The organism is Enterococcus sp. JNUCC 77 (assembly GCF_054819945.1).
The window spans coordinates 184488-199124 of sequence record NZ_JBTHIG010000001.1; the positions used below are offsets into that span (position 1 = coordinate 184488).

The window sequence follows — 14637 nt, forward strand, 5'->3', positions numbered from 1 at the left end:
AAATTTATTTCACCTGCCGGATTTGCAGGGTGTCGGAAAAAGTTTTTGTGGAGAAATCTTTTTCTATCTTTTTAGATACTGGTTTAGCCCCAACATTTAGGTGTTGGGGCTTTTTTATTTTTCTCCTGTGTGAATCATAGCAGCACCTAAAGCTAGACTTTGATGCTGTACTTTTTGATAGCCTTGTTGCAGGAATAATTTATCTAAGGCAACGGGAGTCAAAAACTTTTGTGTACTGCTTTGTAAATAATCATAAGCCGACATTTGATGAATCAAGCTGCCCATTAAAGGAATGATTTTTTCCAAATATAATTTCCACCCGAAACGAATGACAATTTTTTGCGGTTGCGAGGTTTCTAAGACAATGACTTTTCCGCCTGGTTTGACGACTCTTCGCATTTCTGCCAAAGTCAATCCAGCATCAGGAACATTTCGTAATCCAAAGCCAATCACACAAGCATCAAAGCTATCATCAGGAAAAGGCAGTTGTTGGGCATCGCCTTTTATTAATGTGACATTTTTGCATTGTTTGACTTTTATTTTTTGCTGTGCAATTTTTAACATTTCACGACTGAAATCTAAACCAGTCACTTTACCAGTAGCTCCTACCATTTCGGCTAAAGACAAGCTCCAATCACCGGTCCCGCAACATACATCTAAAACTTGTGCCCCTTCAACTAAATCAAGTTTACTATTGGCTTTTTTTCGCCAACGGTCGTGCATGCCAAGACTTATCAGGTTATTCATTTTATCGTAATTGTTAGCGATCCCATCAAAAATTTGATTGACTTCTTTTTTTGAAGTTTGATTGGTTAAAGCCATCTGCGTCACTCCTTTTTCTTTATTAAAATTATCATAATGACAGCAAAAAAAAAAGCCTTAGGAAAATCCTAAGACTACATGAATAAACTTTTATAAATGAAAATACCTAAAATAGATGCAGCAATTGGTGCAACGACTGGTACCCAAGCGTAGTCCCAATTCGAGCTACCTTTGTGCTTCAATGGTAAGATAGCATGTAAAACCCGTGGTGCAAAATCGCGGGCAGGATTTAGACCTGGTCCAGTTGGCCCGCCAAAAGAGGCAACTAAAGTCCAAACTAAGAAACCTAAAGCCAAATGAGCTGTTCCCAGATTGTCTTGGAAGAAAGGAGCTTTTGTTATTCCTAACGCGCCCAAAAATAATATAAATGAACCGACAAATTCATTGATGAAGCCAAATAATTTTGAGTCGGTATTGTCAATTGTTGAAAATGTTCCTAAAATATGACGAGGATTCGTCGTTTGATCAAAATAAGGTTTGTAAGTAATAACCACAATTAATTGTCCGATGAAAGCTCCTAAAAGTTGCGCACCAATATAAGGTAAAACTTCTGCCCAAGGGAACAATCCATTCATTGCTAAACCTAAAGTAAACGCAGGGTTAATATGATTGCCGCTAATCGCACCAAACATCATTGCTGGTAACATTACCCCGACACCATAACCGACAGCAATCAGCATCCAATCACTACCGTGTCCTTTAGTTCCTTTTAAGTCAACATTTGCTACTGCGCCATTACCTAACATTACTAAAAGCGCTGTTCCGATAAATTCGGCTGCTAAGCGCGTTGTCAGTGAATAATCCATTTTTTCCTCCTAAAATAAATCATGAAAATATTATGAAAATTCCATTTTATACTATAAGCTTTATTGACGCCAATGGCAAATAAAAATATATAAAAAAACAATTAAAAAATGATAGGTGAAGAGTAAAACAAAGAGTTAATCGGATAAAAAAACGTTTTCGTAAAAGAATAAATAATTTTGTGAAAAAATGTTCATAAATAAAACAATGAAAACTTTTGCCGATAAAAAAACTCTAGCCTATAATGGAAGAAAAAGGAGACATTCATGTATTTCAATTCACTTAAAAAAGCAGCCGTCCTTTTGTTGATTATTTTATTATTGGTCATAGGTCGCAGATTGCTGTTTCAACCTAACTTTTCTGCCAGTTTAATTGGTAATAAGGGCTTATTTTTAGTCAGTTTGTTAGGTATTTGGTTAGCATTGAGTTTTTTGTTTGGGAGTTTATACTATTTGTATCGTCGAAATCAGAAATAAGTTGGAGGAGTCTATAAATGTTTAATCAAGAAAGTTTTAAAGTTTTCGAAGTGGACGGATTAGATGAACGAATGACCGTTATTCGCAGTCAAATCCAGCCAGTTTTTCAAACACTAAATGAATATTTTAAAGTTAATTTGGAACCTGTAATTAACGAGGAGCTGTATATTCATATCGCTCAGCACCGTCGTCGTAGTGTTTATCCTCCAGAAAATACATGGTCAGCCATTAGTCGAAAAAAACGCGGTTATAAAATGGAGCCTCATTTTCAATTAGGTATTTGGCCGGAGTATGTATTTATGTGGTTATCTTTGATTGATCAGCCAAAAAACGAAAAAGTAATCGCCCAAAAAATGCTGGATCATTTAGAGTTGTTTACGAAATTACCAGCTGATTTTGTCGTTTCAAAAGACCATACTCAGCCAGAAGTATTACCGGCAACAATTGAAAATATCGAAAAGACATTGATTCGTTTTCGTGATGTTAAAAAAGGTGAGTTTCAAATTGGACGAATAATTCCGAAAGAAAGCGAGTTATGGCAGCAACCGGAGGAAGCACAAAAATATATGCTAGAAACTTATCAAGCATTATTGCCTATTTATCAATTAGTCAGCACTGAAAGTGAGTAGAAAAGCATGAAAGATCAAGTGATGGCATTATTGGCCTTTTTAGGAGATTGGTTGTTGTTCATTTTCCCGATGTACCAAGGCGTTTTAGAAATTACGGAACAAAAAAAAGCCCTCAGGCGTTTCATGAAAAAAGGGAAGAAGTACCCAGATATTTCTCTTTGGTATTGGTTGCTGCCACCATATAAAATTTTTTTGGAACGGCAACGAATAAAGCGGATATTGAGAGATAGTATTGATAGTGAAAAAAACTTTTTTGTGATGCAGCCATTTATGAACAAGGCAACTGCTTGGTTTTTTGTAGCGATAGCGGGACTATTGAATGGTATTGCCGCTACCAATGATTTGTTGGAACAGTTCAAAGTTGAGTTACCTTGGCAGCTGTTTATCTTACTTATTTTAGTATTGATTGTTTTTGGTATTTTACAAGTAATCTATCGATCTAGTAAAAGACGTCAATCGCAACAATTACAGAAATATCAAAAAGGAGCGAAATAAATTCGCTCCTTTTAACTTAGCCAAAAACGGATCAAGACTAATAGTAATAGGTGGGCTGGATAAAAAAGATAAAACCCCCATTTTACCCAAGCTGGCGAGTATCCTCGCTTACCATTATAAGAAAGTAGCAACGGAATAACTAATAAAATACCTAATCCCGAGAGGACAATATACAACGGTACTGTTGCCGGCTCAACTAAATAGGCACTGAAGTATAGAAAAACTAAACCAGCAGTCGTATAAAGGACAGGGATAATGATTTTCTTTTTAGGATCCTTGATCCGATAGAAACCGTAAATCATCAGAACGCCAATAATTGACCAATCAGATACCATTGTCGCAAAAGCAAAAAGGAAAACTAACAAACCGCGAATAGCAGAGCTCTCGATTTTTTCTGTGACCATCATCAGCAACAAGCCCATCAACAAACTAAAGAAGATATTATTCACTAAGCTGGTAACTAAAAAAGGCTGAGTTGGATGAAAAAGCAGCTGGAAAGGAACAATCGAAATTAGCCAAAAAGCCGCTAGCCGTAAAGCATATTTTTTTCGATTACGGGTATAGTGGAATCCTTCCACCAGTAGATACGCCATGATGGGAAAAGTCAGCTTACCAATTGTTTCAGTGAAAAAGTAGTCGGCTTGAGAATACTGACCCAAATGAAAACCAGTCCCGATATGGTTTAAGGTCATGGCGATGATTGCAATAATTTTTAAGTGAAACCCATTAATTTTTTTAGACATGACAACCTCCTGTAGAGTATTTTACAGGAAAAAAGCTCCCGCTACAAAAGCAGGAGCAAAATTTTATTGATAAAGCATCCGAGTGTAACTTAGTCTACGTCCAATTATTACAGCCAAATAACCAGCCGCAAAAGCTTTAATGATACTAGGGAGAATAAAAGGAATTAAGCCAGCGGCGAAAGCTCCGGTCCAAGTCATACTGCCGCTAACTTTTAACCAGGCAGCGCCAAATAGTAGCGTTATAAAAGTACCCACCAAGTTTGCCAAAATAGCGTTGAAAAAATTTAAATGCGTTTTTTCAAGAATCCAGCCAGTAGCAAAGGCACTAAAAATAAAACCAATTAAAAAGCCACCAGTCGGTCCAAATAAGACTGCAAATCCAGCATTACCTCCAGCAAATACAGGTAAGCCAATCAATCCTAGTAATAAATAAATAAGTACAGCAATGGTACCAGTTTTTTTCCCTAACAAAGTTACGGCAAAACCGACTGCAAAAGTTTGTAAAGTTAAGGGAATGGTGCCTAAAGGAATGGTAAATTGTGACAAAATACTAATTATTGCAGCAAATAATCCTGCTAATACAAGTTCCCGAGTGGATAATTTCAAATGATAACCTTCTTTCTGAAAAACGTTAACCAAATTATAAAATAAGGTTAACGATATGTAAAGAAAATTTTTTTTAATTTTTCATAACCAAAAAAAGCTCTCGCTAAAAAAATAGCGAGAGAGGATCAATTATTTTATTGCCAATAGCCTTCATGGACAGCCGCAGCTTCTCTCTCGATTTCGGGAAAGGGTCCAATGACGGTAATTTCTTTTTGTCCTTTTGCAAAAACATCGCGACAAGGCAAATCAAAGGTAGGATTTTGTTCATTACTGCCAGTTAATTCCAGTAACTTTCTTTCAGTCATCCCAAAAACAACTGTACCTACGTTAGTCCAATAAGTGGCACCAGCACACATTGCACAAGGCTCGGCAGTCGTATACATTGTACAATTCCATAAAAAATCTTTGTCATATTGTTGGGAAGCGCGTTGCATTAAACTCGTTTCCGCATGTCCAGTACAAATATGTTCCGTAATTTCAATATTTTCTTGTTCTAATAGAATATTTCCTTGGTCGTCCACCAACAGTGCACCAAAAGGCGTATTTCCATGTGCTCGTGCTTTTTTTGACAATTCAATTGCTCTTTTTAAAAACTGAAGATGTTTCACTCGTTCTTCCAAGATAAGCCTCCGTTCTAGTATAGATATTTGGAACTATAAACTTTCTCCGTTTGAATTCTTTTATTATAATATCCGATATAATAAACAGCAATATTTCAGATATTTTTAAAACAAAAAAACATCCCGAATCCTCGAGAGGATTTGGGATGTTTTGCATGAAATCTTAAAGTAATTTGTTGTAGTATTCTACGACTAGGGCTTCGTCGATTTCTGGGTTTAGTTCTTCACGTTCTGGTAAACGAGATAATGAACCTTCTAATTTTTCATCGTCAAAGCTTACGAAAGCTGGACGACCTAAAGCTGATTCAACTGCTTCTTTAATAGAAGAATTGTTTTTAGATTTTTCGCGGATACCAATAACTTGGCCAACTTCCACTTCATATGAAGGGATATCTACGCGTTTGCCATCAACAGTCACGTGACCGTGGTTTACTAATTGACGAGCTTGACGACGAGTAGTTGCTAAACCTAGACGGTAAACAACATTATCTAAACGACGTTCTAGTAAGATCATGAAGTTAACACCGTGTTTACCTTCTTTGATTTTGCTAGCGCGCATAAACATGTTACGGAATTGACGTTCATTTAAACCGTAAGTGAAACGTAATTTTTGTTTTTCAGCCATTTGCAAGCCGTATTCTGATTTTTTACCACGGCTGTTTGGTCCATGTTGACCTGGTGCATATGGGCGACGTGATAATTCTTTACCTGTGCCAGATAATGAAATGCCTAGGCGACGAGATTGTTTCCAAGATGGTCCTGTATAACGAGACATTGAAAAATTCCTCCAATAAGTTTATTTGGAGTAAAATAATCCGTTGAAAAATTCATATCCGTGCAGTTCCTTCTTCAATCTTCACCTTTGCAGCCGCGGTTACGCAATTGAACCGAGTACGGCAAGAAACTGGGGACGGGCTATTACTTTTCTGCTGCATTATTTTACACAAGTTCCAGTATAAGCGATTTTCTAGTGGAGAGTCAAGGATATTCTTTAAAAGAAACGGATTTATCGGGGGATAATAAAGATTGTTATGCAATATATTTTGCAATCTGCTTTAAAATTTCATACAATGGAAATTGCCTATCTAGGTAAATACATATAATGGGGAATAATGATGGAACGAAAATTAATCGCATTGGATATTGATGGTACGTTGTTAAATAGTCAAAAGGAACCGTTGAATAGTACATTAAAAGGAATTCGTGAATTAAGAAAAGCGGGACATTTAGTAACAATCGCAACAGGACGTTCTCGTTTATTAGCTAACGAAGTGATTCATCAACTGGCTTGTGGCAATTATGTTGTTTGCAATGGTTCGGCGGCCTTCTTAGAACATGAACAAGTCTATCAACATCTATTAGATCGTGAAGCTTTGACACGTTTGATTGATTACGCTAGTTCAAAACAAATTGATACGGTTTTATTTGGTTTAGATTCAGTGGGACGTGTGACAGATTACAACTTCCCTTTACTATCAGATGCGATGAAATCTTTTGGTGGACCGCTACCACCATTAGATCCAGATTTTTTAACTGAACATAATGTTTATCAAGGTTGTTTATACTTTGATGAATCAAGCGATGCCGAGTTTAAAGAAGCATTTCCAGAATTTAGATTCGTTCGTTGGCATAAAAATAGTGTGGATATTGTTCCTCGCGGAGGTTCTAAAGCAGAAACCATTTTAGCTTTAGCAAAAAAAGTTGGCATTGAACAAAAAAATGTGATTGCCTTTGGTGATGGTAACAATGACATTGAAATGCTACGGACAGCTGGTTTCGGTGTGGCGATGGGTAACGCTAGTGCAAACGTACAAGCGGCCGCGGATATTGTGACCGACACAAATGACCATGATGGTATTTGGAACGCATTAGTAGAGTTAGAATTAGTTTAAGTAAAGTAAGAGCAGCCGTTTGTTAATCACTCGGTTGCTTTTTTTGATTGCCTTTTATTTAAAAAGAAAAACCTTTATAATGGGGCAAGAAGTTAACTAGAGAAGAGGAAAAGATGTGCGTTTATTATTTATTGGCGATGTTGTAGGCTCTTTAGGTCGTAACACCATAACAGAATATTTACCACGGTTAAAAAAGAAATACCATCCGCAATTAACAATTGTCAATGGCGAAAATGCAGCTAGCGGTCGGGGGATTACTGAAAAAATTTATAAAAAGTTTTTACAAGATGGTGTCGACGTGGTGACTTTAGGCAATCATACTTGGGATAATCGCGATATTTTTGAATTTATTGGTGATGCAAAAAAAATGATTCGACCAGCAAACTTTCCAGCAGGAACGCCAGGTCAAGGAATTGTGTTTATTAAAATAAATGAATTAGAACTAGCGGTAATTAATTTGCAAGGTCGGGTATTCATGAACGATTTGGATGATCCTTTTAGAAAAGCCGATGAATTGGTGGCTGAAGCTCGCAAGCGGACAGAATACATTTTTATTGATTTTCATGGAGAAACGACTAGTGAGAAACAAGCGATGGGTTGGTATTTAGATGGGCAAGTTTCTGCCGTTGTTGGTACCCATACTCATGTCCAAACCAATGATGCCAGAATTTTACCAAAAGGAACGGCTTATTTAACGGATGTGGGTATGACTGGACCCTATGATGGTATTTTAGGAATGAAGCGTGGGCCGGTGATTGAGAAATTTATGACAGCTTTGCCAAAACGTTTTGAAGTAGTAGAAGAAGGCCGATTTGTTTTGTCCGGCTGTGTAATTGATTTAGATAAAGATGGTCGTGCTAAAAAAATTGAAAATATTTTAATTAATGAAGACCATTCGTTTAGGGAGTAAGCGATGAGTTTAGCAGATGAGCAAGCAGTAAATGAAGTTTTAGAACAGTTGACCAACCTTTTACAAGAAAATGAAATCATTCAAAACTACCAGCAAATAAAACAGCGAGTCGATCAAAATAAAAATTTACGAGCACTAGAAGACGCGATGGAAGCAGCTCAAAAAGAAGCGGTTCAGTTTGCTCATTATGGCAAACCAGAAGCCGAACAAGCAGCAATTAGACGAGCAGATGATTTGAAAAAACAGATTGATACGCATCCACAAGTAGTTGCTTATCGGGATGCTTTATATGAAGCCAATGATTTATTACAACATTTAACTACAATGATCCAAAAAGAAGTCAATGACGCAATGGAGGAGGAGCATTAATGCCTCAAAAAACTAAAAATACGCCGATGATGGAACAATATCTAGCCATCAAAGCCCAATATCCTGATGCCTTTTTATTTTATCGGCTGGGTGATTTTTACGAGCTTTTTTATCAAGATGCGATAGATGTGTCACAATTATTGGAATTAACTTTAACTAGTCGTAATCGTAACGCTGATGATCCAATTCCAATGTGCGGTGTTCCCCACCATTCAGCGGCAGGATACATAGATACTCTAGTCGAGCAAGGATATAAAGTCGCTATTTGCGAACAAATGGAAGATCCCAAAGAAGCCAAGGGCATGGTGAAACGGGAAGTTGTCCAATTAATAACTCCTGGAACCTTAATGGAAGGTAAAGGAATTGAAGCAAAGACCAATAATTTTCTAACGGCTTTAATTCAGAAAAAAGATAAATTTGGTTTTGCTTATGTAGACTTATCGACAGGTGAATTAAAAACTGCCCTACTAGCCGATAACGAGACAGTCATGAATGAAGCTACAGCTCTACAAACAAAAGAAATTGTCTTAGGCACTGAAATTGATGAAACCTTGAAGAAAAATTTGGCAGAACGATTGGGACTAGTTTTTTCTATTCAGGAAACGGTCGAAGATAATGCCGAGTTTAATTTTCTAACTGCAGATATTCAAGATGAATGGGAAAAAGAAGCTACGGGTATCTTACTGACTTATTTAGCCGTGACGCAAAAACGTAGCCTAGGTCACTTGCAAAAAGCTGAGGAATATCAGCCAGAACATTTCTTGAAATTGGATTATTTTTCTAAAACCAATTTGGAGTTAACACGTTCAATTCGAACTGGAAAAAAACAAGGCACTCTTTTATGGTTATTGGATGAAACCAAAACGGCTATGGGAGGACGATTATTAAAACAATGGATTGACCGTCCTTTGATTCAAAAACGTCAGATTGATGCTCGCCAAAAAATGGTGGCTTCTTTATTGAATGCATATTTTGAACGGATGGATTTATTAGAAGCCTTGACTAAAGTTTATGATTTAGAACGACTTGCAGGTCGAGTAGCTTTTGGTAGTGTTAATGGCCGCGATTTATTACAGCTAAAAACTTCTTTAGCCCAAGTTCCGCAAATTCGTGGATTATTAACAGGGATTAACCAAGGAGAATGGAATGACTTATTGGTTGATATGAATCCGATGGAAGAACTAGTGGATTTAATCAATCATGCCATTAATGAAGATGCACCACTGCAAATCACAGAAGGAAATGTGATTAAAGATGGTTTTAATCAGCAGCTAGATGAATATCGTGAAGCGATGAAAAATGGCAAAACTTGGCTGGCAGAATTAGAAGCCAAAGAGCGGGCAGAAACTGGCATTAAGAATCTAAAAGTTGGTTATAATCGTATTTTTGGTTACTATATTGAGATTACAAAATCTAATCTTGCTAATTTAGCAGAAGGTCGCTATGAGCGTAAACAAACCCTGGCCAATGCAGAACGGTTTATCACACCAGAACTAAAACGTCTGGAAACTTTGATTTTAGAAGCCGAAGAAAAATCGGTGACTTTAGAATACAATCTATTTTTAGGTGTCCGAGAAGAAGTAAAAAAAGAAATTACCCAATTACAAAAATTAGCAAAAAGTATCAGTGCCACCGATGTATTACAAAGCTTTGCGACTGTCAGTGAACGTTATCAATATGTTCAACCAGAAATGAAAGCTGCCAGTCACGAGTTGCAAATTATTGAAGGTCGTCATCCCGTCGTTGAGAAAGTCTTAGGACATCAAGAGTATATTCCTAACAGCGTTAAAATGAATAAAGACGAAATGATTTTATTAATCACTGGTCCAAATATGTCTGGGAAAAGTACGTATATGCGACAATTGGCGTTGACGGTTATTATGGCCCAAATGGGTTGTTTTGTTCCAGCGGAAAAAGCTGAACTGCCGATTTTTGATCAAATATTTACTCGGATCGGTGCCAGTGATGATTTAATTGCCGGTCAATCAACCTTTATGGTGGAAATGATGGAAGCCAATCAAGCATTACGCCATGCGACACCCAACAGCTTGATTTTATTTGATGAATTAGGTCGTGGAACAGCTACTTATGATGGGATGGCATTGGCGCAAGCAATCATCGAGTACATCCATAAAAATGTACAGGCAAAAACTTTATTTTCAACCCATTATCATGAATTAACTGTTTTAGAAGAAGCCTTGCCTCATTTAAAAAATATTCATGTAGGTGCAGTAGAACAAAATGGCGAGGTGGTCTTCCTGCATAAAATGATGGATGGTCCCGCTGATAAGAGTTATGGGATTCACGTAGCAAAAATTGCTGGAATGCCAACAGAACTATTGTCACGGGCAACCACTATTTTAACTATGCTAGAAGCTGATAGTCCGGTAGAAAAAATTGAAGAAACACCCGAAAATGAGCAATTATCTTTATTTAGCGAAGTTTCGACGGCTGAACTTAGTGTAGTGGATGCATTGAAAAAAGCAGATCTATTAAATATGACCCCTATCGATGCCTTTACTTTATTAATTGAGTTGCAAAAACGGATTTAAAAAATAGGAGGGTTTTCATGGCAAAAATTCAAGAACTCTCAGAACAACTAGCCAATCAAATCGCCGCCGGGGAAGTGGTGGAACGCCCAGCCTCAGTAGTAAAAGAATTAATTGAAAATGCGATTGATGCTGGAGCTACACAAATTGATTTGTTGTTGGAAGAAGCCGGATTGAAAAAAATTCAAATTACCGATAATGGTGAAGGTATTCCGCAAGAGGATGTAAAAAATGCCTTTAAACGTCATGCCACCAGTAAAATTCATAGTCGTGATGATTTGTTTCGAATTCGATCATTAGGTTTTCGCGGAGAAGCCTTACCTTCGATTGCTTCTGTTTCTGAATTAACCTTAGAAACAGCAACGGCAGATGAAACAGTGGGCTCGTATATCTTTTTACGAGGCGGTAAAATTGAAGAAGAACGTCCAACTGCTACGCGAACGGGTACCAAAATTACTGTGGAAAATTTGTTTTACAATACACCAGCCCGTTTGAAATACGTCAAAAGCTTACAAACAGAATTATCAAATATTGGTGATATTGTGAACCGGATGGCACTGAGTCATCCGCAAATTGCCTTTCGTTTAGTTCATGATGGTCATAAAATGTTGACGACAAGTGGTCAAGGAGATTTGAAACAGACAATTGCCGGTATTTATGGAGTAGCAACTGCAAAAAAAATGATCCCGATTAAAGCTGAAGATTTGGATTTTAAACTGAATGGTTATATTTCTTTACCAGAAGTCACGCGAGCAAGCCGCAATTATTTGTCGGTCATGATTAATGGTCGCTACATTAAAAATTTCCTATTAAATAAAGCGATTGTCAGTGGTTATCAATCTAAATTAATGGTGGGCCGTTTTCCGATTGCCGTGATTGAAATTGAGATGGATCCGCTGTTAGTGGATGTCAATGTGCACCCAACAAAACAAGAAGTTCGTTTGTCAAAAGAAACAGAACTAACAGCACTGATCATTCAAAGCATCGCGGAAGCTTTACGAGAGATTAATTTAATCCCTGATGTGGCAGAAAATGCGACCTTTAAACGAAAAGTCGAACAAATTCAAACGGAACAAATAAACTTGCCGCTGGAAAAACCGAGTGAAAAAAAGAAAAGCGATCTTAGTTTTGATCCGACTACCGGCATTTTTTATGTGGAGCAGGAACAACCGAAAGTCACTGTTGAAGAAACAACGACAATTGCACCAGAAAAAACGCCAGTCTTTGAAACAACAGATGAACCGGTACCAGTAAATGAGTCAACTGATTTTTCTGAAGCTGAGATTGAAGTGGAAGAAAATTTTGAGCATCCTGAATTTGATTTAAGTACAGCGGCTGGTGAAAAATTAGTCGAACAAGCAATGACAAAATTAGATAAAGAAGTACCAACTGAACGTTTTCCGATGTTAGAGTATTTTGGTCAGATGCATGGTACCTATTTATTTGCACAAAGTCGGGATGGGTTATACATTGTCGATCAGCATGCAGCACAAGAACGAATCAAGTATGAATACTTCCGTGAAGAAATAGGTGATGTCAGCAATGATTTACAAGAATTATTGGTTCCGTTTGTTTTAGATTATCCTAACAGTGATGCAATTAAATTAAAGGAACAGTTGGAATTATTACAAGATGTTGGAATTTATTTGGAAGAATTTGGCGCTAATAGTTTTATTGTGCGAGCACATCCCACTTGGTATCCTGCCGGACAAGAAGAAAGTATTATTCGTGAGATGATCGATATGTTGCTGATTACTGGTAGTGTCAGTGTAAAAAAATTCCGTGAAGCAACAGCGATTATGATGAGCTGTAAACGTTCAATTAAAGCCAATCACCATCTAAATCCAGAACAAGCGCGAGTTCTATTAAGAGATTTAGCAGAATGTGAAAATCCTTTTAATTGTCCCCACGGTCGTCCAGTGTTGATTCATTTTAGTAATACAGATATGGAGCATATGTTTAAACGAATTCAAGATCCCCATTAAAAAGGATGGAAAACTTATGATTATTTTAGCTTCACAGTCTCCACGTCGCCAAGAATTATTACGTTGGCTAGTTTCGGATTTTTCAGTTCAACCAGCGGATATCGATGAAGACGTTAAAGATTTATACGGACCAAAAGAATATGTCATGAAGATGGCGCAAGAAAAAGCAGCCGCAATTGCTGCTGAGCATCCCGAAGATTTAGTAATTGCTTGTGATACAGTTGTGGTGGCGGACGACATTATTTTGGGTAAGCCGAAAGATCGAATTGATACTTATAAAATGTTGAAAATGTTAAGTAATCGCAGTCATTTAGTTTATACTTCAGTAATTTTACGTCAAGGTGAACAAATGGCTGAAAAATTAACGCAAGCCGAGGTGAAGTTTTTCCCTTTAACGGATGGAGAAATATATCGTTATTTAGACACGGATGACTATATTGATAAAGCTGGGGGCTATGGCATTCAACATGAAGCTGGCGTGTTCGTTGAAAAAATTACTGGCGATTATTATGCGATTGTCGGTTTTCCGGTCGGTGAAGTAAATCAAATGTTAAAAAATTTTGAGGTCTAAGCAAATAACTCGATTTTTTTTAAAAAAGGATTATGATTGGTGTCACTAAGGAGGGATTGCAATGAATAAAGATGAATTAAAGAAAAATTTGTCAGATATCGAATACGCAGTGACTCAAGAAAGTGCGACTGAACAACCATTTACTGGTAAATACGATGATTTTTATCAAAAAGGCATTTACGTAGATGTCGTTAGTGGTGAGGCCTTGTTTTCTTCCAGTGATAAATATGATGCTGGTTGTGGCTGGCCAGCCTTTTCAAAACCAATTGAAAAACGCGGTGTCAAAGAAAAAGCTGATTTCTCTCATGGTATGCACCGAGTAGAAGTCCGCAGTAAAGATGCTGATTCGCATTTAGGGCATGTCTTCAATGATGGTCCCCAAGATCAAGGCGGATTACGTTACTGCATTAATTCCGCAGCCTTACGTTTCATTCCATTGGAGGAAATGGAAAAAGCCGGTTACGGAGAATATAAAGATATCGTCAAATAATGAAAGCTGTGGCTGCGGTCACAGCTTTTTTCTTTTCATGATTTTTTGTGCTAGAATAATGAGAACATATGTGCAGAAAGGAATAGTCATGTACGAATATATTACGGGAAAATTAACTGCAATTACACCAAGCTATGTTGTAATAGAGGTCAATGGTTTAGGCTATCTCATTTATTTAGCCAATCCTTATCGCTATACCGGTAAGCTAGAACAAGTGGTGACGATTTATTTACAACAAATTGTGCGGGAAGATGCGCAATTATTATATGGATTTGAAGATTTAGCAGAAAAACAATTATTTTTACGGTTAGTTTCCGTTTCTGGCATTGGACCGAAAAGTGCGCTAGCTATTTTAGCAAATGATGATCAGCAAGGATTAATTGGCGCTGTCGAAGCAGGGGATATTACTTATTTAACTAAATTCCCCGGCGTCGGTAAAAAAACTGCCAATCAAATTGTGTTAGATTTAAAAGGCAAATTAGCTGAATTATTAAATGATAGCCAACTGTTTATGAAAATGACTGGCAATGATTTGGAAGAAGCGATGGAAGCTCTGGCCGCTTTAGGTTATTCTGCCAAAGAAATCGGCAAAGTCCAAAAAGTCTTAGAGAAAGAAGAACTTTCTGGCACAGACGAGTACTTGCGACAAGCATTGAAATTAATGATGAAAAAATAA

At 37.2% G+C, this 14637-nt stretch carries 17 protein-coding genes; 11 read left to right on the plus strand and 6 right to left on the minus strand.

Annotated elements, in window-relative coordinates:
- Positions 1-114: 114 nt before the first annotated feature.
- Together ACVWNY_RS00905 and ACVWNY_RS00910 are read right to left on the minus strand one after the other, a co-directional pair.
- Positions 115-822: a demethylmenaquinone methyltransferase gene (locus tag ACVWNY_RS00905; protein ID WP_438718990.1), complete on the minus strand. Its 708-nt coding sequence runs from the start codon at positions 820-822 to the stop codon at positions 115-117.
- 74 nt (positions 823-896) lie between these two features.
- Positions 897-1628 (minus strand): MIP/aquaporin family protein, encoded by a 732-nt coding sequence (locus ACVWNY_RS00910; protein ID WP_218327011.1) that lies wholly within the window; start codon positions 1626-1628, stop codon positions 897-899.
- A gap of 264 nt (positions 1629-1892) precedes the next feature.
- On the opposite strand from ACVWNY_RS00910, the gene ACVWNY_RS00915 reads away from it, so the two are divergent.
- Genes ACVWNY_RS00915 through ACVWNY_RS00925 form a run of 3 tightly spaced genes read left to right on the plus strand, consistent with a single transcriptional unit; the run spans position 1893 to position 3226 of the window.
- Positions 1893-2102, plus strand: a complete 210-nt coding sequence (locus ACVWNY_RS00915; protein WP_218327010.1) for a hypothetical protein — start codon at positions 1893-1895, stop codon at positions 2100-2102.
- A 17-nt stretch (positions 2103-2119) separates the two neighbouring features.
- Complete coding sequence (locus ACVWNY_RS00920; protein WP_438718988.1) at positions 2120-2731, plus strand: DUF1054 domain-containing protein; 612 nt, start codon at positions 2120-2122, stop codon at positions 2729-2731.
- A gap of 6 nt (positions 2732-2737) precedes the next feature.
- Complete coding sequence (locus ACVWNY_RS00925) at positions 2738-3226, plus strand: hypothetical protein (RefSeq protein ID WP_454071549.1); 489 nt, start codon at positions 2738-2740, stop codon at positions 3224-3226.
- Between the two features lie 11 nt (positions 3227-3237).
- On the opposite strand, the gene ACVWNY_RS00930 is transcribed toward ACVWNY_RS00925, so the two are convergent.
- The 4 genes from ACVWNY_RS00930 to rpsD all read right to left on the minus strand — a co-directional run bounded on the left by ACVWNY_RS00930 (position 3238) and on the right by rpsD (position 5970).
- Positions 3238-3969 carry a TraX family protein gene (locus tag ACVWNY_RS00930; protein ID WP_454071550.1) on the minus strand — a complete coding sequence of 244 codons (732 nt, stop codon included), beginning with the start codon at positions 3967-3969 and terminating at the stop codon, positions 3238-3240.
- A gap of 63 nt (positions 3970-4032) precedes the next feature.
- The gene (locus tag ACVWNY_RS00935) at positions 4033-4575 is read right to left on the minus strand and encodes a biotin transporter BioY (RefSeq protein WP_438718984.1); all 543 of its coding nucleotides are present in this window, start codon (positions 4573-4575) and stop codon (positions 4033-4035) included.
- 134 nt (positions 4576-4709) lie between these two features.
- Positions 4710-5195, minus strand: coding sequence for a nucleoside deaminase (locus ACVWNY_RS00940; RefSeq protein ID WP_218327005.1), 486 nt, complete (start codon positions 5193-5195; stop codon positions 4710-4712).
- A 163-nt stretch (positions 5196-5358) separates the two neighbouring features.
- Positions 5359-5970, minus strand: a complete 612-nt coding sequence (rpsD, locus tag ACVWNY_RS00945; RefSeq protein WP_218326999.1) for a 30S ribosomal protein S4 — start codon at positions 5968-5970, stop codon at positions 5359-5361.
- Between the two features lie 340 nt (positions 5971-6310).
- Between rpsD and ACVWNY_RS00950 the strand changes: the two genes are divergently transcribed.
- From ACVWNY_RS00950 to ruvA, 8 genes are all read left to right on the plus strand, one after another.
- On the plus strand, positions 6311-7087 hold the full coding sequence (locus ACVWNY_RS00950) for an HAD family hydrolase (protein ID WP_438718983.1): 777 nt from the start codon (positions 6311-6313) through the stop codon (positions 7085-7087).
- Between the two features lie 115 nt (positions 7088-7202).
- Positions 7203-7997, plus strand: a complete 795-nt coding sequence (locus ACVWNY_RS00955) for a TIGR00282 family metallophosphoesterase (protein ID WP_454071551.1) — start codon at positions 7203-7205, stop codon at positions 7995-7997.
- A gap of 3 nt (positions 7998-8000) precedes the next feature.
- A complete protein-coding gene (locus ACVWNY_RS00960) occupies positions 8001-8366 on the plus strand; it encodes a YlbF family regulator (RefSeq protein WP_454071552.1) in 366 nt (121 codons plus the stop codon).
- Positions 8366-10918, plus strand: coding sequence for a DNA mismatch repair protein MutS (gene mutS, locus ACVWNY_RS00965; RefSeq protein ID WP_454071553.1), 2553 nt, complete (start codon positions 8366-8368; stop codon positions 10916-10918). The genes ACVWNY_RS00960 and mutS overlap by 1 nt, the downstream gene beginning before the upstream one ends.
- A gap of 17 nt (positions 10919-10935) precedes the next feature.
- The gene (mutL, locus tag ACVWNY_RS00970; protein ID WP_454071554.1) at positions 10936-12900 is read left to right on the plus strand and encodes a DNA mismatch repair endonuclease MutL; all 1965 of its coding nucleotides are present in this window, start codon (positions 10936-10938) and stop codon (positions 12898-12900) included.
- 16 nt (positions 12901-12916) lie between these two features.
- The gene (locus tag ACVWNY_RS00975) at positions 12917-13471 is read left to right on the plus strand and encodes a Maf family protein (RefSeq protein ID WP_454071555.1); all 555 of its coding nucleotides are present in this window, start codon (positions 12917-12919) and stop codon (positions 13469-13471) included.
- A 61-nt stretch (positions 13472-13532) separates the two neighbouring features.
- Positions 13533-13961 carry a peptide-methionine (R)-S-oxide reductase MsrB gene (gene msrB, locus ACVWNY_RS00980; RefSeq protein ID WP_218326992.1) on the plus strand — a complete coding sequence of 143 codons (429 nt, stop codon included), beginning with the start codon at positions 13533-13535 and terminating at the stop codon, positions 13959-13961.
- Positions 13962-14049: 88 nt separating this feature from the next.
- The gene (gene ruvA, locus ACVWNY_RS00985) at positions 14050-14637 is read left to right on the plus strand and encodes a Holliday junction branch migration protein RuvA (RefSeq protein WP_438718977.1); all 588 of its coding nucleotides are present in this window, start codon (positions 14050-14052) and stop codon (positions 14635-14637) included.

What these genes read in the sequence shown, in the direction of transcription:
- ACVWNY_RS00905 (WP_438718990.1), bottom strand. Translation starts at nt 822, where the DNA reads ATGGCTTTAACCAATCAAACTTCAAAAAAAGAAGTCAATCAAATTTTT.
- ACVWNY_RS00910 (WP_218327011.1), bottom strand. Translation starts at nt 1,628, where the DNA reads ATGGATTATTCACTGACAACGCGCTTAGCAGCCGAATTTATCGGAACA.
- ACVWNY_RS00915 (WP_218327010.1), top strand. Translation starts at nt 1,893, where the DNA reads ATGTATTTCAATTCACTTAAAAAAGCAGCCGTCCTTTTGTTGATTATT.
- ACVWNY_RS00920 (WP_438718988.1), top strand. Translation starts at nt 2,120, where the DNA reads ATGTTTAATCAAGAAAGTTTTAAAGTTTTCGAAGTGGACGGATTAGAT.
- ACVWNY_RS00925 (WP_454071549.1), top strand. Translation starts at nt 2,738, where the DNA reads ATGAAAGATCAAGTGATGGCATTATTGGCCTTTTTAGGAGATTGGTTG.
- ACVWNY_RS00930 (WP_454071550.1), bottom strand. Translation starts at nt 3,969, where the DNA reads ATGTCTAAAAAAATTAATGGGTTTCACTTAAAAATTATTGCAATCATC.
- rpsD (WP_218326999.1), bottom strand. Translation starts at nt 5,970, where the DNA reads ATGTCTCGTTATACAGGACCATCTTGGAAACAATCTCGTCGCCTAGGC.
- ACVWNY_RS00950 (WP_438718983.1), top strand. Translation starts at nt 6,311, where the DNA reads ATGGAACGAAAATTAATCGCATTGGATATTGATGGTACGTTGTTAAAT.
- ACVWNY_RS00960 (WP_454071552.1), top strand. Translation starts at nt 8,001, where the DNA reads ATGAGTTTAGCAGATGAGCAAGCAGTAAATGAAGTTTTAGAACAGTTG.
- mutS (WP_454071553.1), top strand. Translation starts at nt 8,366, where the DNA reads ATGCCTCAAAAAACTAAAAATACGCCGATGATGGAACAATATCTAGCC.
- mutL (WP_454071554.1), top strand. Translation starts at nt 10,936, where the DNA reads ATGGCAAAAATTCAAGAACTCTCAGAACAACTAGCCAATCAAATCGCC.
- ACVWNY_RS00975 (WP_454071555.1), top strand. Translation starts at nt 12,917, where the DNA reads ATGATTATTTTAGCTTCACAGTCTCCACGTCGCCAAGAATTATTACGT.
- msrB (WP_218326992.1), top strand. Translation starts at nt 13,533, where the DNA reads ATGAATAAAGATGAATTAAAGAAAAATTTGTCAGATATCGAATACGCA.
- ruvA (WP_438718977.1), top strand. Translation starts at nt 14,050, where the DNA reads ATGTACGAATATATTACGGGAAAATTAACTGCAATTACACCAAGCTAT.